Source organism: Leptospira wolbachii serovar Codice str. CDC, assembly GCF_000332515.2.
GTDB lineage: Bacteria > Spirochaetota > Leptospiria > Leptospirales > Leptospiraceae > Leptospira_A > Leptospira_A wolbachii.
The window spans coordinates 2,295,409-2,315,773 of record NZ_AOGZ02000014.1; the positions used below are offsets into that span (position 1 = coordinate 2,295,409).

Annotated in this window: 18 protein-coding genes; 11 read left to right on the forward strand and 7 right to left on the reverse strand. The window is 38.4% G+C overall.

Annotated elements, in window-relative coordinates:
* The 3 genes from LEP1GSC195_RS16335 to LEP1GSC195_RS16345 are packed head-to-tail and all read right to left on the reverse strand — an operon-like array spanning window position 1 to window position 3,541.
* Window positions 1-618, reverse strand: a complete 618-nt coding sequence (locus LEP1GSC195_RS16335) for a TetR/AcrR family transcriptional regulator (RefSeq protein WP_015680628.1) — start codon at window positions 616-618, stop codon at window positions 1-3.
* A 60-nt stretch (window positions 619-678) separates the two neighbouring features.
* Window positions 679-2,517, reverse strand: coding sequence for an alginate export family protein (locus tag LEP1GSC195_RS16340; protein WP_015681099.1), 1,839 nt, complete (start codon window positions 2,515-2,517; stop codon window positions 679-681).
* Between the two features lie 37 nt (window positions 2,518-2,554).
* A complete protein-coding gene (locus tag LEP1GSC195_RS16345; RefSeq protein WP_015681889.1) occupies window positions 2,555-3,541 on the reverse strand; it encodes a sodium-dependent bicarbonate transport family permease in 987 nt (328 codons plus the stop codon).
* Between the two features lie 144 nt (window positions 3,542-3,685).
* Here LEP1GSC195_RS16345 and LEP1GSC195_RS16350 point away from each other — a divergent pair, with 144 nt between their 5' ends.
* The 11 genes from LEP1GSC195_RS16350 to LEP1GSC195_RS16400 all read left to right on the forward strand — a co-directional run bounded on the left by LEP1GSC195_RS16350 (window position 3,686) and on the right by LEP1GSC195_RS16400 (window position 16,792).
* On the forward strand, window positions 3,686-5,251 hold the full coding sequence (locus LEP1GSC195_RS16350) for an AraC family transcriptional regulator (RefSeq protein ID WP_040506875.1): 1,566 nt from the start codon (window positions 3,686-3,688) through the stop codon (window positions 5,249-5,251).
* Window positions 5,252-5,269: 18 nt separating this feature from the next.
* Complete coding sequence (locus LEP1GSC195_RS16355; RefSeq protein ID WP_015682381.1) at window positions 5,270-6,880, forward strand: SulP family inorganic anion transporter; 1,611 nt, start codon at window positions 5,270-5,272, stop codon at window positions 6,878-6,880.
* A gap of 60 nt (window positions 6,881-6,940) precedes the next feature.
* Window positions 6,941-7,873 (forward strand): TPM domain-containing protein, encoded by a 933-nt coding sequence (locus LEP1GSC195_RS16360; protein WP_232227822.1) that lies wholly within the window; start codon window positions 6,941-6,943, stop codon window positions 7,871-7,873.
* Window positions 7,874-7,968: 95 nt separating this feature from the next.
* Window positions 7,969-9,279, forward strand: a complete 1,311-nt coding sequence (locus tag LEP1GSC195_RS16365; protein ID WP_232227846.1) for a TolC family protein — start codon at window positions 7,969-7,971, stop codon at window positions 9,277-9,279.
* Window positions 9,269-10,213 (forward strand): efflux RND transporter periplasmic adaptor subunit, encoded by a 945-nt coding sequence (locus LEP1GSC195_RS16370; protein ID WP_015680649.1) that lies wholly within the window; start codon window positions 9,269-9,271, stop codon window positions 10,211-10,213. The genes LEP1GSC195_RS16365 and LEP1GSC195_RS16370 overlap by 11 nt, the downstream gene beginning before the upstream one ends.
* Before the next feature lie 3 nt (window positions 10,214-10,216).
* Window positions 10,217-12,163, forward strand: coding sequence for a MacB family efflux pump subunit (locus LEP1GSC195_RS16375; protein ID WP_015682351.1), 1,947 nt, complete (start codon window positions 10,217-10,219; stop codon window positions 12,161-12,163).
* A complete protein-coding gene (locus tag LEP1GSC195_RS16380) occupies window positions 12,160-12,786 on the forward strand; it encodes a TetR/AcrR family transcriptional regulator (RefSeq protein WP_015682771.1) in 627 nt (208 codons plus the stop codon). The genes LEP1GSC195_RS16375 and LEP1GSC195_RS16380 overlap by 4 nt, the downstream gene beginning before the upstream one ends.
* 77 nt (window positions 12,787-12,863) lie before the next feature.
* Entirely contained in the window at window positions 12,864-14,837 is a 1,974-nt protein-coding gene (locus LEP1GSC195_RS16385; protein WP_015682122.1) for a right-handed parallel beta-helix repeat-containing protein, read from the forward strand.
* 15 nt (window positions 14,838-14,852) lie between these two features.
* A complete protein-coding gene (locus LEP1GSC195_RS16390) occupies window positions 14,853-15,164 on the forward strand; it encodes a PLDc N-terminal domain-containing protein (RefSeq protein WP_015681405.1) in 312 nt (103 codons plus the stop codon).
* A gap of 18 nt (window positions 15,165-15,182) precedes the next feature.
* The gene (locus LEP1GSC195_RS16395) at window positions 15,183-16,244 is read left to right on the forward strand and encodes a multicopper oxidase domain-containing protein (RefSeq protein WP_015680807.1); all 1,062 of its coding nucleotides are present in this window, start codon (window positions 15,183-15,185) and stop codon (window positions 16,242-16,244) included.
* Window positions 16,226-16,792 (forward strand): SCO family protein, encoded by a 567-nt coding sequence (locus LEP1GSC195_RS16400; RefSeq protein WP_015681842.1) that lies wholly within the window; start codon window positions 16,226-16,228, stop codon window positions 16,790-16,792. Before LEP1GSC195_RS16395 ends, LEP1GSC195_RS16400 begins: the two co-directional genes overlap by 19 nt.
* On the opposite strand, the gene LEP1GSC195_RS16405 is transcribed toward LEP1GSC195_RS16400, so the two are convergent.
* From LEP1GSC195_RS16405 to LEP1GSC195_RS16420, 4 genes are read right to left on the reverse strand one after another with little or no spacing between them, the layout of a single operon-like run.
* Window positions 16,770-18,686: a sensor histidine kinase gene (locus LEP1GSC195_RS16405; RefSeq protein WP_015682500.1), complete on the reverse strand. Its 1,917-nt coding sequence runs from the start codon at window positions 18,684-18,686 to the stop codon at window positions 16,770-16,772. The genes LEP1GSC195_RS16400 and LEP1GSC195_RS16405 overlap by 23 nt on opposite strands.
* 10 nt (window positions 18,687-18,696) lie before the next feature.
* Window positions 18,697-19,350 carry an energy transducer TonB gene (locus LEP1GSC195_RS16410; protein WP_015682490.1) on the reverse strand — a complete coding sequence of 218 codons (654 nt, stop codon included), beginning with the start codon at window positions 19,348-19,350 and terminating at the stop codon, window positions 18,697-18,699.
* Window positions 19,347-19,748 carry an ExbD/TolR family protein gene (locus tag LEP1GSC195_RS16415; protein ID WP_015681199.1) on the reverse strand — a complete coding sequence of 134 codons (402 nt, stop codon included), beginning with the start codon at window positions 19,746-19,748 and terminating at the stop codon, window positions 19,347-19,349. Before LEP1GSC195_RS16415 ends, LEP1GSC195_RS16410 begins: the two co-directional genes overlap by 4 nt.
* 2 nt (window positions 19,749-19,750) lie before the next feature.
* The gene (locus LEP1GSC195_RS16420) at window positions 19,751-20,365 is read right to left on the reverse strand and encodes a MotA/TolQ/ExbB proton channel family protein (protein WP_015682747.1); all 615 of its coding nucleotides are present in this window, start codon (window positions 20,363-20,365) and stop codon (window positions 19,751-19,753) included.

Sequence of the window (20,365 nt, forward strand, 5' to 3'; positions counted from 1 at the left end):
TTATTTTTTGCTAAGAAGTTTTTGGAAATAGGAAATCCCTTCTTCAATGGGATTTCCAGAACCTTTTCGTTTGCGAAGCATTCCCGTCATGTCCAAAACTATCACTCCATACATCCAACTCCACATCATACGAGCGATGGCAGGGTATTCATTTTTTGGATAAGGAATTTCACCAGATTCAAAACCAATGCGTACTGTTTCTAAAAAGAAACGGTAACTTTTTGGCAGTTGTGGGAAGGCCTTTCTATGGACTCCACCATAGTCGGTCACAAACATCACTTTGTGTAATTCGCGGTTATTACTTGCAAAGTTAAAATAGGAGCGAGCTATGGCGGCCAATTGTTGGAAGGCAGAACCAGTTTCCACCTCGGCACTTCCTTTTTTCAACATGGAGAGAAGTTCATCTTCCCCCGATTTGATTAAATCTTGGACTAAGTCGATTTGGCTTTCATAATACGAATAGGGACTGGCAACGCTGCAACCGAGCCTGTTGGCAATCTTTCGCATAGAGAGACCGTCCAATCCTTCTTCTTTTAAAATCAGGAGGGAAACGTTTCTAATTTCCTCACGAGAGAGGCTGTTGCGAATCCGTCTTTGTTTGTTTGAAGCTTCCAACATGGATTTGAATCAATCTGGCCTCCATTGTATTCAAATCCATATAAAAATCGAACGTTTTTCTTAAAAAGCAGCATTGATTTGAGCATAAGCCATATAAGCATCACGAGCCAGTTGGTTTTTGCCTTGCAGGTAGTTTTGGTTCCATTCAAAGGATTGTGTGGTTGTGTTGTATTGGATTTTGCTATTTCGATAGTTGCGGATGGAGTCTCCTGCATTCAAATACCCAAATCCCATCCATAGAGAAACAAAATCATTGATTTGTCCGTGCCAAGTTACATCCACTTCTGTATAAATTCGTTTTCCCAACGCATACGGCGACGAATAGGAATTATTGGAATAGTTTTCCGTACTACCTTTGTCAGCCGATACTGGATAAGAATTTTTTTCACCCAAAGAACTTGTGGAGTTGGCAGCACCACTGATGGCATACCATGCATCTTGTTTTTCTGCTTTATCATTTTGAAAGTAGGTAACTTGGAATTCACCAAAGGATTCTGTTTGGTAAGTAATACTCACCGATTTAGAATAGAGGTTCTGAGCGTTGATATTTTCTGAAATCCCTGCCACACTATTGAAATAGGGGATCACTCCAAATCTCGGATTGGCTAAAGTTTGGAATGTGGATATGGAACCATCGGCTCTATTTTTGTCACCGGATGCATACAGGACTTGACCACCTAATCTTAGTTTTTTGAAAATGGTATATCCCGTTTGAAAAACGTGCATCTGGCCTGTGTACTTTTCTCTTTCGGTTCTTGAGTTATCATATTCATTAGGAAGGTATTCTTTTAGATATGGGTCTTGGATCCGTCGCCCGCTAGTTCCTGTTTGGAAGGCAGATTCCCATGTAAAATCCCAAGATTTTCCTTCAGGAAGAAAGTTTCCTTTGGTTCTGTTGGTGAGGCGAAACCCGGTGGTGATCAAGTTTTGGTTTTGTCTACTTCGGTTGGCAGCCAGTGGATCATCACTAGAAGATGCGGGTAGACCAGTGATGGAATTGTAAGAATTTTTTTTCCATTTCCGAACCACTCCCAAACTATAAAGATCCAAAGTAACCCAATCAGGAATGGTAAAACTATTATAGGTTCCAATTAAGGTGGTGTCTGTTCCTGTAGCAGCGGAGTTTAATTTTGGATCGTTAGCCGATACGACTCCATTAGTCCCGCTTTGGGTCCAGTAGGGCCTTGCCATTAAAAAATGGATTTTAAAATTGTCGTAATTAAACATGAGCCTAGCCCCATCAAAGGAAAGTCCATTGACAGTCCAGTTCCCACCACCAATCATTCGTTGGTCGCCGTAAGCCCAAATTTGTCGTCCTACTTGTAATTTTGAATGAAGGGGAAGTTGGTTCAATGTTAAAAAAGCTTCCCTTACGCCTGTTTGGTTTAGGGAGACTGCATTGGTTTGATTTTTAGAATAAATATCCGCAGTGTTGTTAAAGAAGTTGGCACGAATGTCACCAGAGGAAGCGGGTGATTCTCCTCCCCAAACGCGAGCATCTTGGAGGGTTACTTTTGCTTGTATATAAGGACTTGGATCAAAAATAAAATAAATAGAGGATGTTTGAACAGTTCTATCAATATAACCTTTGTCAGAAGCATTGAAATCTAAATTGTATCTGGATTCTTGTCTGGGCCGTAAATATAAACCAAACCGTAATACATCGTTTAACCAGAATTGCTGTGAATTTGCTGAATGTTTGGATAACTCGGGCTCTACAAACATGTGACGGTTATATTCAGGATCAATTCCCTTCTCTTTCATGGAAGAAACATAGGGTTTAGGAGTTACTGTTGTTCCGTCAGAGTTTTGTGTTTCTGTGGGAGTGGCCATTGAAACTGTCAGCGGTAAAAATACCGCTAACAGTAGAAAATAGAAATAACCTTTTGAAATATACATGATGTATCTCCTTTTTCTTAAGTAATGTTTGTTTTAACTAAACGGTTCCTGCGATCACTTTCAGAATGTAAAAGTATAAAGGGATTCCGATAATGATGTTGATAGGAAATACAATCGATAAAGCAACCGTTAGGTAGATACTTGGGTTTGCTTCTGGAATGGATTCCTTCATTGCTGCCGGTACTGCGATGTAAGATGCAGAGGCACACAAAACCACAAACATAAGGGCATCACCAATTGGCATTTGAATGATTTTAGTTAGTAGGATTGCAATTACTACGTTAATCAACATGATGATGAGTGCCGATCCTACGAGAAAAAAACCAACTTTTTTCAATTCGCGCATTTGTCTTGCGGCATCAATTCCTTTATCTAATAGGAAGAAGGTGAGTAATCCTTTGAAAATATCTTCAGTGAATGGTTTTGTTGTATTCCAACCAGACTCACCTGATAAATATCCAACAATCAGTGCTCCAATTAAAATATAAACGGAAGAACTAAAGAAAGCTTCATGGAGTAATTGTTTCCATTGAATTTTTTCATTTAAGTTCTCATTACTTTTCTTTTTGCCTAATCGATCAATGATGACTGCAAGGACGATCGCCGGTGATTCCATAAGAGCCATTCCAGCCACAATGAAACCTTGGTATTCATATCCGTAACTGTGTAGGAACGCTCCAGCAGTTACAAAGGTCACGGCACTGATGGAACCAAAACTTCCCGCAAGGGCAGCAGAATTTGCATGATCCAACTTTGCTCTGAAGATGAAGTAAGAGTAAATCGGAACAAAACATGCCATAAACATACAGGCGATGAGTGTCATGAGGTGTTCTTCTGCAAAGGGAGACTTAAATAGTTCATGGCCACCTTTGAAGCCGATGGAGAACAAAAGATACAAAGATAAGAACTTGGAGACCCCTTCCGTGATCCGTAGGTCTGATTTAAAAAATACGACACCCATTCCTAAAAAGAAAAAGAGTACCGGTGGGTTTAAGATGTTGTTGAGTGCTGCGTGGAAATCCATAATTTCTACCCTCGTGTTGTCATCATTTTAGACACCCATTTTGTCCAAAATCATAAAAATGGACAAAAAATAATTCATTTCAAATTTCTTCAAACATCGAAATCGCTTCCTTGCGCATAGAATACGCTAAAACTGGTGATTCAGATGAAACGAACGGCCGCCATCCCCCTTCTATTGGCAATCCTGACCGGATTGGGTGGGTGTTTGTGGAAACCGGAAAGTTTCTATGGACGGAACATAAGCCGAAATGTCCAATTTTTGGTCCCCCACAAGACAGATATTCCCAAAAATTGCAGCCATGAATCTATCCAATCTTTGCGAAGTTCGGTCTGGATAGACAACCGCAGTGCAGACTCCCTTAGGGGAAAACGGGAAGATGGGGGGCAATGGGTCCGGTTTGAGCTAAAGAATGACGGTCCGGTGGATACCTATTTCAGTATCTTAATCCAATGGATCAACATTCCCTTTGTGGAACTTTGTTCGGAAGGGGAAGACGGGGAAATCGTCGATTCCTATAGTGGGTATGTTTGGGAAGATTGGTTGGGATTACTGTCCCCGTTCCCGCATTTCAATGTCACGCTCAAGGCCAAGGAAAATCGCTATTTTTATATATACCTTGTATCGAATGAAGACTTAAACTTCCCCATTCGAACCGTCTCCTCGGCGAGCTATCGTTCCATTGTATTATTTCGTTTTCTAACATTTTTATTTTTTTCGATGGTCGGGATTGTTTCCTTCGGTTGGGCCATTGCAGAATATTTAAAATCAAAAGAAAGGGTCTACATTTCGATCTTAATTCATTTTTTAATGTTTTTCCTTCTGGTGTATTCTGTTCATGGAAAGGAGTTTGCTTCAATATTTGGAAATTCAAATAACTTGGTCAGACATTCTTATTACATTTTTTTATCCATAAACCATTTCATATTTTTTGTCTATCTTGCTTCTTTCGACCAGTTTGTCGGTAATCGTTTCTCAAAACAGGTATTGTTTTGGATCGGTGCGTTTGCAGGATTTTTATATTTACTCGTCCCGTTAATTCCTCGTGTTTATGAATTTAGAATCTTTTTGGTGTTATCTATTTTTGGAACGGCAGCTTACTATTTATTTAAGACTCATGGCTCATTATTAGCAAAGCAAGAAAGTGATGAAAGGGCTTACGTATTTGGATGGTTCTTTTTTCTTTTCTCGGTATTTTTGAAAACGTTGTTTCATTTTGATTTTTATCCATACCAACCATTCTTCATTTATGCTGCAGTTTTCTATCTTCCTTTTTTGACAGCGGGCTCGTTTTTGTTTTTGCGAAATTATGAAAAACGAGATAAGTCAAAAACTAGATACCGTTCTGTTACTACGAAGTTAGATAAAAGTGAATTTCGGAGTAAACTCGAAACTTTGTTAGGTGTTGAAAAGGTGTATCTTGATCCAGAATGTAACGAAGAATTCATTGCTTCTAAAATGGGTTTATCTTACCACCAATTAAGTGAACTGATTAACTCAGAATACAGTTTCAATTTTCCATCGTTGTTAAACCAATATCGAATCAAAGAAGCCATGGTTTTACTGAATGAACAACCAGAACTCAATATTGCTGAAGTTGGCAAACTTTCTGGATTTGGATCCAGATCTGCGTTTTATCTGGAATTTAAAAAACAATCCGGTGTGAATCCGAATCAGTTTCGGAAAAATAAAAAGCCATTTAAAGATAGTTAGATAAAGAGGACGTTACCTATGAAGAACGAAGACAAACCAAAAGATTGGTTACCCGGATTAAAGGAAAATTGGCGATCGGACATAGTGTCCGGTTTTATTGTGTTTCTGATTGCGTTGCCCCTTTGTTTGGGTATCTCACTCGCTTCTGGAGCACCCCCTATGGCCGGAATTTTTTCCGGTATTGTTGGTGGAGTCATAGCTTCTTTGTTAAGTGGATCTCATCTTACGATCAATGGCCCTGCGGCCGGACTAATCGCTGTTGTTTTGAACTCGATCATGGTATTAGGTGGTGGGGATGCAAAACTTGGATTTGAGCTGACACTGGCTGCTATTGTAATTGCAGGAGCCATTCAAGTAGTTTTGGGTTTGATCAAAGCAGGAAATTTAACCGTATATTTCCCCATATCTGTAGTACATGGGATGATGGCGGCAATTGGGATTATCATTATTTCTAAACAGTTTTATGTAGCTCTTGGAATTACCCCCAAAGCCAAAACGATCGGCGGATTACTCCTGGAAATTCCTTTCAGTTTTTCTTTTGTAAATCCTGAGGTGGCAATCATCGGGATCTCAGCCATTGTGATCCTCGCCATTTTAGCAAAAATCAAAAGTCCTTTGGTGAAAAAACTTCCAGCACCACTAGTTGCAGTGTTAGTTGGGATTGCCCTTGGAGTGGTTTTTGATTTAGCAGATGAGCATTCTTATACTTTGCTCGACCAAACGTATAAAATTGGCCCAGAAAAGTTAGTAAACCTACCAGAGCATATTTCCGATGGAATTACCTTCCCGGATTTTTCTAGATGGAAGGATGGAATCTTTTGGGTGATGGTAATCACTATAGCTCTTATTGCAAGCATTGAATCATTGTTAACTGCGACTGCCGTTGATAATACAGATCCGTATCGACGCCAATCAAATATGGATCGTGAGTTGGTTGCAAAAGGGGCAGGTAACTTTCTTTTAGGTTGGATTGGAGGATTACCGATTATCGCCGAGGTGGTCAGGTCCTCTGCTAATATGGACAATGGCGCAAAAACGCGTTGGTCCAATTTTTTTCATGGCCTCTTTTTACTTTTCTTCATTTTGCTTTTACCGGGTCTCATCCATCGGATTCCTTTGGCATCGCTTGCCGGAATTTTAATTATGGTCGGGATTCGATTGGCTTCACCTCATGTTTTCAAAGAAACCTATGAAAAAGGGTGGGATCAAATTGTTATTTTTACTGTGACAGTAGTGCTTACTATAGTAGAAGATTTGTTAGTTGGTGTTTTTTGTGGTATTATAACGGCTATTTTGATTCAAATTTATTTTGGAGTCCCTCTTCGTTATATTTTTGTAGCCGACATCACAGTTAAATCAGAGAACAAAGTCCATATTTTGGATGTAAAACATGCTTTGTTATTTTCAAACATGATTTCACTGAAACTATTGCTTAGAAAGATCACTCCTGCCGAAAGGGTAGACCTGAAGTTTGATAAGAATGTAAAAATGATTGGTTTTTCGGCTATTGAGTTTTTACAAAGTTTCAAACGAGACTATGAACTTAGGGGTGGAGAAGTGAATTTGATTGGCTTTGAAGACCTAAAACCAATCTCTGCTTATTATGGAGCCACTCGAATCCACAAGTAGTCGATAAAAAATTCTTGTAACTTAATGTTTTAAAATCAATATCCTTGTATGCAGAGGATATTGATTTTTTCCCTTCTTTTCTTTTTCCCCATTCTTATCCAAGCAAAAGACGTTCCCACTTTAAAGGCCCGAGTGATGGACGAAACTTGGACTTTAGATCCTGGGTTTGTTTCCGCTTTAGAAAGACAACTCAAAGATCAGGAAAGTAAAACAAGTAATCAAATTGCCGTTCTTGTTGTCCCTTCATTAGATGGGGAGGTTTTAGAAGAATACTCAATCAAAGTTGCTGAAGAGTGGAAACTTGGTCAAAAGAAAAAAGACAATGGAGTTCTATTGTTAATCGCCTTAAATGACCGCAAATTAAGAATTGAAGTCGGATATGGATTGGAGGGAAGTTTAACGGATGTTTTGTGTCACCATATCATTGAAAAAGAAATGAAACCCTATTTTAAAAAAGGCGATTTTGAATCAGGAATTCAAAATGGTGTGAATGCGATTATTGATGCAATCAACGGTTCTTATTCGGCACCACCTCCTGAAGACTATTCTCACTTAGGTCCTCTTTCTTTTTTAGGTGAAATATCGGAGGGACAAGATGAAATTCCTTATCAGGTAAAAATTTTTGTTTCAGTTTTCGTTTTAGTTCTTTTGGGAATTTTTACATACGTAGCAGCTAACGCACCTTATATTGGCTGGTTTATTTATTTCTTTTTATTTCCCTTTTGGAGTATCTTTCCCGCTGCCATCCATGGTGCGAATATTGGTGCTTCTGTATTTTTAACTTATGCGATTGGAATAGGTCTGTATAAACTCTACCATCTTTTGACCCCTCACGGCCGCAGGAGAATGAAAAAGGGAATCTTTGGTGGATCATATCGCAGTTCTGGCGGTGGCAGAGGTTGGTCAAGTAGTAGCGGAGGGGGTTCTAGGTCAGGAGGTTTTAGTGGTGGTGGTGGGAGTTTTGGAGGGGGAGGTAGTTCCGGAAGTTGGTAAGTTTTTTTAAAAATTCAAATCTTAGGAACTTTTTCCATCAAACTTAGGTTTAGTATATAGTGAAGTTGAGTAGTTTTTCATTTGTTATTTTGGGAGTGTCTGGATTGGTAACTCTGTCTGCAAAACCGGTCCAGGTGAAGGAACTCTGGCAAACAGCCCTACAATCCAATCCAGAATTTTTATCTGCTAAGGCCGATTACGACAAAGCCTTTTTTGAAAACGAAAAAAGTTATGCGGCCTATTTACCAACTGTCAATGTTTTGGCTTCCGCTAGACAATCTTCTGCAAACTTTAGTGGCTCAGGTACTGTCAATGATCCTTTGATTAATGGGGCAAACTCGGGCTCTAATACAACACAAACATCAAGTTCAGGGGAGTCCAGACCAACAGCAATTAACCGTTATTCGGTGGGACTTAGCACAAATCAAAACTTGTTTGCTGGATTTCGAGATAAAAGTGGAATCGATAAAACGGAAGCGTTACTTCAAGCAGCAAAACAAACATTACATGACTCCAGGTTAAAGGTTTGTTTTGAATTGAAGTCGGGTTATGCACAAATGTTGTATGCAAAAGAGCTTCATCAACTATCTGAAAAAATTAAAGATAGGCGCACTAAAAATCGAGATTTGGTAAAACTTCGTTATGAAGTTGGTCGAGAGCACAAAGGTAGTTTTTTGCTGAGTGAATCCTTTGTGAAACAATCCGAATTTGAAGTATCTTCGGCTTTTCGTTTGTTTGAAAGTAATCTAAACGAAGTAGAGAGAGTGATTGCTAATCGATTGGATATAAGTATTAATTCTGAATTTGTTTATGAGCCGGTGATGGAAAAGAAATATTCAGAGAAAGAAAAAGAATCATTATTGGAATCGCATCCTTCCGTTATGGCAGAACAATCGAAAGTCAGAGCAGCTCAAGCCAACATTGGTGTAGCAGAAGCCGGTTTTTATCCTGACCTCAATTTAAGTGCCACAGTAACGAGGCAGGATGATGTTTGGTTACCAAAACCCAGGAATTATAGCTTTGGATTGAACTTAACCTATCCCTTGTTTAATGGTGGGAGGGATTATTATAATGTAAAGATTGCAAAAACTGAATACGAAAAATCCATCCACACACGAGATTCCAAAAGGAACACACTTTCGTTTTCTTTGGAGCAGTCCCATTTAAATTTTAAAAATGCTTCGGAACAATTATTGGTATTAACAGAATTTTATAAAGCTTCTGAGATTCGTGCGATGATTGCCAGATCTCAATATTCCAATGGACTGATTAGTTTTGAAAATTGGGATATTATCGAAAACGATCTAATCAATCGTGAAAAAAATCTTTTGTTGGGTAAGAGGGATCTTAGTTTATCTGAGGCTACTTACTTGCGAAATTTAGGAAAATGTTTTGATGAAGATTAAATTTGTATTTATTACCATTGTTATAGTCATTGTTTCTGTGATGATTTATCTATTTGGTTTTGGAAAATCAAAATCCAATACAAAATTAGAATCTTCGAAAGTGTTTCGAGGAGATTTAGTTGTTACAGTTCGAGCCACTGGTACCGCCATTCCTAAAAACCGATTAGAAATCAAACCACCCATTGCTGGACGAGTGGAATCAATTCTAGTCAATGAGGGAACGCATGTAGGGCGTGGAAAAATTATCGCTTGGATGAGTTCTACAGAAAGAGCAGCCCTTCTAGACGCGGCCAGAGCTAAAGGCGAGGATGAGTTAAAAAAATGGGAAGATTTTTATAAACCTACTCCAGTAATATCACCTTTACGCGGTTTGGTGATTGCCTCAAATATCAGTCCGGGACAAACCGTAACCCAACAAGACATACTTTATGTTCTTTCTGATAATTTGATGGTACAAGCGAAAGTGGACGAAACGGATCTATCAAAAATAAAAATTGGTCAGACTGCCAATGTCACAGTAGATTCTTATTCCAATACGCCCATCCAAGCGAAGGTATCTCATATTGGATATGAAGCTGTGACGGAAAACAATGTAACTATGTACAATGTAGATTTGGAATTAAAAATCATCCCGGAATATTTGAGAAGTGGGATGTCGATTACCATAGATTTTATCCTTTCGGAAGAGAGGGATGTATTACTGCTTCCGAATGAATTTGTAAAAGGTGGGTCTGGCAAAGGAAAAGTCACTAAAAAAGTAGAGGGTGAACTTGTGGAGACTGTAGTTTCCATTGGAAATTCTGATGAACAGAATACAGCGATTCTTTCTGGTCTTACAGAGAACGAAACGGTTTATCGGAAGAAAAAAATCCAAGAGGAAAAAAAGTCCAATTCTAGTGGCCCATTCTCTTCACCTAAAATGCCAAAGAGATAATATTTGTTAGCAATTGAGATTCATAACTTAAATAAATCCTATACCATTGGAAATTCAAAATTCTCTGTTCTTTCTGGGATCAATTTAAAGATCGCCGAAGGTGAGTTTGTTGCCATTATGGGTCCCTCAGGTTCTGGTAAATCTACATTATTACAAGTGATGGGTCTACTGGATCATGTAGATTCGGGCACCTATATGTTGTTTGGTCGTAGGGTAGATGGGGAATCTTCTGATGTGTTGTCAGATGTCCGGGGAAGCCTGATTGGATTTGTATTTCAACAATTCCATTTATTATCCAAATCTAATGCAACACAGAATGTAAGTTTACCATCCTTATACACAAATGTTGATCATACTAATGAAAGAGCAGTGGAACAACTACAAAAGGTAGGCTTGGAAAATAGAATCCACCATACTCCGAATGAATTATCTGGTGGGCAACAACAACGAGTGGCTATTGCACGAGCATTGCTTGTTGATCCCCCAATTATTTTTGCCGATGAACCTACGGGAAATCTAGATTCCAAGAGTAAAATTGAAATTATGTTGGAATTACAACGACTTCATAAGGAAGGAAAAACCATTGTGATGGTCACTCATGAGCCGGAAATGGCGGAGTATTGTGATCGTATCATCCATGTAAGTGATGGCCAGATTGTATCCGATGAAGGAAAGAAGAAAAAGAAAGATTTCGATTTTTACCCTAAGACGAATTTAAAACGCAAAACGGGCTGGCCCTTATTTCAAGGTATCTTTTTACAATCGCTATTCTCCTTGTCTACTAATCGTTTACGTACCTTTCTATCTGCCCTAGGAATTCTTTTTGGAGTTGTTTGTGTAATCTCTGTGATGGCACTCGGAGAAGGGGCCAAAAAATCCGTAGAAGAGCAGTTTTCTTCGTTAGGTGCTAACTTGGTTATTGTTCGTACAGGGGGAATGAGAAGTGGGGGAGTATCCCTCGAAGCAGGTACAGTCAATCGTTTGGATGTTTTTGATGTAGGTGCTGTTGCCAAAAAATTTCCAGAAGTAAAACAAATCTCTGCGGTTGTGAATGGAAGAGGACAATTGGTCTATGGAAATCGAAATTGGAATAGTTATATCACCGGAGTGAGTCCCATCTATGAAACACTTCGTAATTTAGAACCAGTAGAAGGTAGATTCTTTACAGAAGAAGAAAATCAAAAAAAAGCACTTGTATGTCTTGTAGGAAACACCGTCGTGAAAGAACTTTACGATGGAAAAAATCCTGTTGGTACTTACTTAAAAATAAATCGTATTTTGTTTCGAGTGATTGGCCTTCTTCCCGAAAAAGGAAGTACTGGGTTTCGTGACCAGAATGATGTGGTTTTGATTCCGCTAAATACTGCTATGCGAAGATTATTAAATAAAGATGCAGTTGATAGTTTAGAAATGGAATTAGAGAAAATCGAATCTTCCGAAGAGTTCACAACTTCATTAAAACGATATTTGCATGAGAGGCATGGAACCAATGAATCGATGGGAAATCTCTACCAAGTGATGAATATGGCTGACATCCAATCCGCTGTCTCTGAAACCAACCAAACCATGACAACACTTCTCATTGCACTAGCAACGGTTTCCCTTGTGGTAGGTGGGATTGGCATTATGAATATTATGTTGGTGTCGGTAAAGGAAAGAACCAAAGAAATCGGGCTTAGAAAAGCACTCGGTGCTAGAGAGTCAGACATTCGGATGCAATTTTTGATTGAATCTACTTTAACAAGTTTGACCGGTGGAATTGTGGGACTTGTTTTTGGAATCTTATCCGTATTATTTTTACAAGAATACTTTGGTTGGAGTATTGTTTTGTCCTTTCCTTCTATTGGATTTGCTTTTCTATTTTCCATATCGATTGGAATTTTATTTGGTTGGTGGCCTTCTGAATACGCAGCTAAATTGAGTCCCATCGTGGCGTTACGATCGGAATGAATATAAAACTAAATCCAAGGAAAATTCCTCAACAGAAACGTTCGATTGAACGGTATCAAAAAATAGTGGATACCGCGATTGAATTGTTAGGTGAAGTTGGCTATGATGATTTGACTACGGACTTGATTGCCGAAAGGAGTGGAATTTCTGTTGGTTCCATCTATCAATTTTTCCCCAACAAAGAATCTATTATTTATTCTCATGCTGAATCGTGTTACTTTATCCTTCATGATCATTTTTTCAAACTTCTAGATGAAGAATTAAAAAAGAAAAAAAAATTCTCTCCCGATTTCATTGAATTCACTCTTCAATCTTTTGAACGGACATTGAGTGAGGTCAAAGGATATCGTTTGATCAATTCTATACTCTATACGAACCAAGCTTTGTTGTTATTGGACATTGAGAGTAATGAAAGATTTGCAAAGTCGCTCGCAAAAAAAGTAATTCTACCGTTGTTCCCTAAAGTAGATAAAAAACGCGCCTACTATAGTTCTTTGATGATTGTGGAAACGGTTGATTCTGTATTCAAAATTGCCCAAAGAAAGGGGAAACCGACCGAAAAAAAGGCAGTGATCGCAGAACTTAGGAACCTCTTGTCAGTATATTTTTCCTCCTTCCTTTGATTTAACATTGACAAAGTTTTAACACAGATGTAAAATTCTCAAAATGTGAGGGAATCCTCATATTCTGGGAAAGACCGATGAAACAGACCAAAAAGATTTTATTAGGAATCTCAATTGCCGTATTCATAACACTTGGTATGAATCATTGCAGTTCGGAAGATCCTGCCAATTCGGCGTTTGTCCACGTTACTATGATGGACAATGCCTTTCACCCGCCAGTCATTCGAACCTTTAAGGGCGGAAAAATTCGATTTGTGAACGAAGGAAACAACCCTCACAATGCGATCTCTATTACCAAAGATTGGTCTACAGAGAAAACATTTGGAAATTTGGCGATGTTTCGTGGTGCACATACGGATGTGTTCTTTCCAGAAGAAGGTGTCTTTCCTTATTTCTGTTCCTTCCATGCCTCACCTGATGGCAAAATCGGAATGACCGGTGTTGCGGTGATTGGAGATGCGAGTTATAATCCGCAGACGAACATAACAAAATCAAAGATATCAAAAAAATGGTCAGGGGTAACTCGTAAAGTTCCTGCTCAATACAAAACCATTCAGAATGCGGTGGATGCAGCATTACCTGGAGACTTGGTACTTATTGCGAAAGGAGTTTATAAGGAAGAAGTCACAGTCACTACTCCTTCGATTGTGATTCGTGGGGAAGACCGCAATGAGACCATTATCGATGGGGAATTCCTTCGTGGAAACGGAATTATGATTGTAGGAGCTGATGGAGTTGCTGTAGAAAACCTAACAACAAGAAATGCTACACTGAATGGTGTGTATTGGACGGGAGTGAAAGGATACCGCGGATCGTACTTAACGGCTTATAACAACGGAGATTACGGAATCTATGCATTTGATTCTGTTGATGGACTTATGGAACATTCCTATGCTTCTGGATCTCCTGACTCTGGGTTTTATATTGGACAGTGTAACCCATGTAATGCGATTATCAATGATGTCATTTCTGAGAACAATGCACTTGGTTATTCTGGAACCAATTCAAGTGGAAACTTATACCTTTTGTCTTCTATTTGGAGAAAAAATCAATTGGGTATTGGTCCAAATACATTGGATAGAGAATTACTTCCTCCACAAAAACAGATAGTGGTGAAGAAAAATATTGTTTATGATAATAACAATACAAATGCTCCTTCTAAAAAATTGGAATACCCATCGATAGGTAATGGTATCGCTTTACTCGGAGCCTTAGAAAATTTGGTGGAAGACAACTTAGTTTTTAATCATAAGAACTATGGAATTTTGGTAACGATGAATATCGACGAAAACATTTGGATTTCCAATAACAACGTCGTTAGAAACAATAAGGTATACCATTCTGGTAGGGGAGATATTGCTCTCAGTGGACCTGTGAATGTGGGAAACTGTTTTGAAGGAAACTCTTATGGCGTGTCAAGCCCACCACTCCTAGAAACCCTTCAGTCTTGCACAGGCATTCGTTATCCTCATACGGGAGATATGTCTTCAAGTATAGGATTGTTAGCCTTATTTGTTCAAGCAAACCTTCGGGAATTTGTACTCGGTTCTTATCAAAACCAACCAGTCCCACCTTCCCAAATGAATATGCCGAAAGAGAGTTTGGGTAACATAGTTCCTGCTCATGATGTTTTTGAAGCAAACAAAGGTTTGATTACGTCTGCGGAGCTACCGAAACTCAGCCAAGCGGAATTTGATTCTGCAACGAACAAAATGTACACATCCGGATGGAGAGTTCATTTTCCTGGCACTTTGAAAACATGGTATTTCCATATTATGGGTTATTTGTTGCCGTTTGCCATTTTTGCAGCTTGGACGGGTCTTGCTATCTTGGATCGATTCTCCGCCAAAGGTTCTAAGTTGGATTATTACTTTTGGTTGATTTTACTTGTTCCGTTCATTGGATCTTTGGTTTCTTTATACTCTAAAGAATCAAAAATTTCAAAAGCCGTTCGAAACACAGTAGTGATCGGTGGTATTTTTCTTTTTTTAACCATTCTGGCTTATGCCGGTTATGCGATGACGGCGGTAACTGAACCGTCTGTAACTTAATATAGGAGTTTATTTATGGAAACAACTTTTGCAAACCCAGGTTTTTGGACATATTTTATCGGTTCTTATGCGTATTACCTTCCTTTTGTTTTAACAATGGTTTGGGCGCCGCTGGCACTCTTTGGTTTATCCAAACAAAAAGGAATGGATACAACAAAACAAATCATTTGGTCACTTGTGATTTTGGTGATTCCAGTGGTTGGGCCTGCAGTCTACCTACTTGTTATTGATACCGAATACGAAAAAAAATTCAAACAAGTCGCTGTTGGTGGTGGTCTTGGAGTTTTAGTTCTTGTTTGGGTACTCAGTTTAATTTCTCACATCTAAGGTATAAGAGAGTCTATTATGGATCGGAAGAGTTTTTTAACAACACTGGGATTTGGAGTTATGGGATTTGTTGGATCGCTTTTTGGGTCTATTAAATTCAATTCGCGTAACTCTGAGGAAATTTGTGGCCCTTCTGATCCTTCTGTAGCAACTAACTTTGGAGTGGTGACTACTCCCACCGTCAGCGACGATTATCAAAATTCGATTGGAGCTGGTGGGAGTTTACGGGGTACGAATACTTATGGAAGTATGGCTCATCCACCTTTTTTTATTAAAGAGGAATACACCGAAAGGTTTTACTATCCACCTAACTATAGAAACACGAATCAGAAAGTAAAAGATTTTAATTTAAATCTTTTTCCCTTGAGTATGAATATTGCTCATAAGATAAACTATCCCGCATGGACCTTTGATGGGCTCGTTCCTGGTCCGGTTCTTCGGGCTAATTTGGGAGACACTCTTCGCATCCACGTCAAAAATTCTAGTCCGGATCCTCATTCTTTGCACTTTCATGGAACCCATGACCCGTTGGAAGATGGATGGGAGCCGATTCCGGCCTTCGGAGAAAGAACTTATCAGATTGAAGCAGGTCCTATTGGACTTCATCCTTACCATTGCCATGTTCCACCACTCATGCTACATACCGCCAAAGGGTTGTATGGTGCTTTGCTTGTAGATCCACCTACCAAAAGAAAACCTGCTCATGAATTTGTTCTCACATTTTCGGGATGGGATACCAAAGGAAAGGGTAAAAACGATTACTATACATGGAATGGAATAGCTGGAATTTATGATCGTTATCCTATGAAAGTTCCCGTAGGAGAAAGGGTTCGATTCTACATTCAAAATATGATGGAAAGAGAACCAATCATTACCTTCCACTTACATGCTCAAACCTTTGATATCATTCGAAGTTTGGGAAGTATCGTTCCCGATGGACATTCTGATGTTGTGACGATTGGCCAAACAGAACGAGTTGTGATTGAGTTTGTGCTTAAGAAAAAAGGTCGGTATATGTTCCATCCGCACCAAACTCATATGGCTGAAAATGGAGGAATGGGTTGGATCGTAGCCGTATAACGCTCGTATGTGTATTATTAGTCTTTAGTTTTTTTTCTTTTTGTAAATCGAAAGAAGATACAATCAAAGAAGAGTGGAAACATCTTTCCTTTGTAAAACCTGATGGAAATTTGCTCGAACCAAAGTTTTGGTCTGAAAAAAAATCAGTTTTATACTTTGGATTTTCCCATTGTCCGGATATGTGTCCGTTAGCGTTGACCAATTTTGGTAGGGCCTCATTGATACTCGGGGAAAAGTCGAATCGGTTTCGATTTATTTTTGTGACACTGGATCCTGAGAGGGATTCTCCTACGACTTTGAAAAACTATATACAGAATTTTCCTGGAAAGAATTTAACAGCACTTTCTCCCAATGCAGAGTCTCTAAGCAAACTTACGGATCTATTTGGAATTGTCAGAGAAAAAGTGGGTGAAGGGAAAACCTATAGAATTGATCATTCTAATTTTATTTATGTATTGGATGAAGATCTTAATACGCTCGCAAATTTTCCTGGCGGAGTTTCTGCAAATGCTCTGGCAACAAAACTTAGAGAACTTGCGGAACTCTAGAAGTGAGTATAATTTCGATTTCTGTTCTCGCACCTTCAGGATAATTTCTAGTCACTTCGAAACTAAACTCGGAATAAAGATTTTTTAATCGTTCTTTTATATTTCCTAAAGATCGTTCTAATAGTTTTCCTTTATCGGAAAGTAAGTCGTCTGGAATACCAATCCCATTGTCGTAGACAACAAAACTAAAAACAGAATCACGTATCATTTTTGCATGAATGAATAATTGGAACTGTTCGTCCGCCGACCCACGAAATCCATGTTTAAAAGAATTTTCTATGATGGGTTGAAGGAGGAGTGGTGGTAGTATGACCGAAGAAAAGTCGCCAGATTTTTTAAAATCAATTTGGATTGTATCGTAAAACCTAAGTTTTTGTAGATGGAGATAATCCTCTAAAAAATTCCATTCTTCTTCGAAGGGAATCCAATCTCTATCAGTTCTGTCTGAAATGAATCTATAATTATTTGCAAGACTCAAAATAGCATCGCCAATTAACTCTGGTTTAATTTTATGCAGAGCGTGGATAGTATTTAGAGAATTGAATAAATAGTGTGGACTCATCTTTGTTTGTAAGGTTTTGAGTTGGCTTTCTTTCAGCGACTTTTCTGCTTTTAATAAATCTTCTTTGTACAATTGTGCCTTTTGCCGGTTTGCGAATATCGTACGCTCTAAAGCAAAACCTTGAGAGATTACGCCAAATAAAACACCCCAAAGAACGACTTTGTTTGTGGAGTTATCATTTGATTTGATTGCTAGGAAAATTTCTAAAATTACAAGGAAGAGTGTGACACTAAAACCTATAAAATGTCCAAACGCATCAGGGTTTCCTTTTTTCCAAGCTTCATAGGTAATATAAATTGGTCCAAGTATATTGAAGAGGTTGAATAGGATAAAAAAACTTCTGCTACTGATAAGTAGCGTATGTGATACATCAAAGAATGGAAGGGAAAAAACTAAAATGGTAGTCAACGTACAAATCAATACATCTATATAAATTAATATATCGAGAACTCTATAACTTCCACTCCCAAAAAGGCGACGAACGCCTGATAACATAGGGATAAAAACAAAGTTAGATGATATCGTCGTTAGTATAAATAAAGTTTCCGAATTGGTAAATAAATAACGAATGAATACATTGGATGTAAGTCCTAACAATCCAAAACATAAGGAAAATGCCGAAAAATCTAAGAGGATATTGTATTGCTTTTTGTATTCAATAAAATAAACAAGAGCACAAATGATTCCGATCATCAAAAAGAAGGAATGAAAGAAAATGGGAGTCAGGTTTTTTAATGCGACCTCACGGTACAAGGCTATTTGTTTTCCGACTAAATTTTCGACTATCGAGATTATAAAGAGAATCCCTCTTTTGTGATATAATCTTAAGTAGTAGTATTCTGAAGTATCGTTGGGAATTTTAATCCATGCAAACTTTGATTGGAATATGTTAGGTAACTTTTCCTGTTCCAAAAAATTCCCGTATTTAAATATAGAATCACCGTATTCGTTAAATATTTCTAGATTTAACCCACCATGTTCTAATAAAAAAAATAAATCTTCGTTTTCTTTGTGATTCGGAAAGGCTTTAGAACGTAACCAGATGAATTCTGAATCTGTGATTCGTTGGAGTTCTGTATCATTGATCCAACCCGAAGTTGATTCCCAATATACTTTGTGCATTTTTTGAAAATCAATTTTGCCATTATCATCTGTCGGTATGTCACCAACAAAGTATTCTGTATTTTCTGTTAGATAGTATTCGGAGATTGAACTGTCAGCTGGTTTTAAAATGGAATAAGCATACGAAGTTAATGAAACTGTTATGACGAGAGAGAGGAGGCAGATGGATAGAGTTGGCCTTTCTAAAAATCTGCTCCAATAGGTTTCCATTGAATTGATGTTAGTCTTCTAACGAAAACAAAATAGGTAATCTATGTGCCATTTTTTTAGGATGTCCCTGCACATAACCTGGACTAAACCGAACTCGTTTGATGAGTTTCATGGCAGCTTCTTCAAATCCATATCCAGCTCGACCGGAAACAATTTTTGCCGATTGTAAACTCCCGTCTTCATTTACTTGCACAAGTAAAACAACTTGTTTTTCAACAATATTGGCAGCCTTTGCTTGCGGAGGAAAGTATTCTTTTAAATCAAAGTCAATGATCGCTGTGGGCATTTTGTCTCCGTTAAAAGAGAAAAGATATCCGTCCTTATCTGTACCATTGCCTGAAAGTTGGTTTGGGTTGATGTCAGAGTTGTCAGGTTCATCGGCTTTGTCTTTGTTACTTCCTTCTACCCATTCTTGTTTTTCTATCGGTGCGGGAGAAGAAGTACCACCAATAAGCTCAGGAGGGATTTCTTCAAAACTGACATCCACATCTTCGAAGTTTGATTCTTCGATCACCTCATCACCATGCAGTTGACTAATCTTATAACCAGCGTAAGTAGCGGTATGGACAAACAAACTCCCAATCAAACAAATGTGGAACAAACGTTCTTTGTTTTGTTTAATCGATTTTTTGAATGATACCAATAATTCCGCAAGGCGATTCATTTTTTTACACTGAGGGCAATTTTAGTAACACCCGCTTTTCGGATGATTCCCATCAGCTCCGTAATTTTTCCATAAGGAAGACTTTCGTCTGCAGAAAGCGTCAAACGCATATTAGGTCTAATCTTTGCTTCTCTTTCTAGATTTCGCACTAGACCAGAAATGTCTGTATCTTTCCCTTCCAAAAGAATGGCACCTGTTTTGGTAATTGCTACTTGCACTGATTCTGCAACATTCGGATCAGCTGCCTGTACTTTGGGTAAATTGATATTTAAACTTTCTTTTTTTAGGAAGTTTGCCGTTACCATAAAAATTACTAAAAGAACTAAAATCACATCCACCATGGGGGTGATGTTAATACTTCCGATTTCTTCGTCTTGAGAACCTGATGCTCCAGCCATAATTATACCTTTGTCTTATTCATTTGATAAGAGAGTAGTTCTTTTTTGAGGATTTCCATATTCTGTAAAATGACTTTAGATTTTCTAGAAAAATAATTGTTTGCCATAACCACAGGAATTGCAACTGCAAGACCCGCTGCCGTTGCAAGTAGAGCTGTTGAGATGGACCGCATGACTACTTCCGCACCCGAACTTCCCAATGTCCCTAAACCATAAAATGCTTTGATGACGCCAAGAACCGTTCCTAGTAGTCCAATAAACGGAGCATTGTTTCCTAAAGTATTTAAGATAGGTAAACGTTTCTCCAACTCCAATTTCTCTGATAGTATCTGGCCATCTAAACTTTCATCCAGACCCTTTCTTCCTAATTTCAATTGTTTGAGAGCAAATTGCACAAATCTTGTATAAATGGATTCTTCGCCTGCATCTGTTTTCCAATGGATTTCAGGTTCTTCTTGTAAGGATGTTCTAACTTCGTTTAAGTAATCTTCGTTTTTTTTACCTAAAGTTTTTTTATAATAAATTAACCTTTCCGCAAAAACTGCCAATGCGATCACACTCGCTACTGCCATTGCAATAAAGATTAATTCTTCGCCTATTTCTACATACTCTTGCAT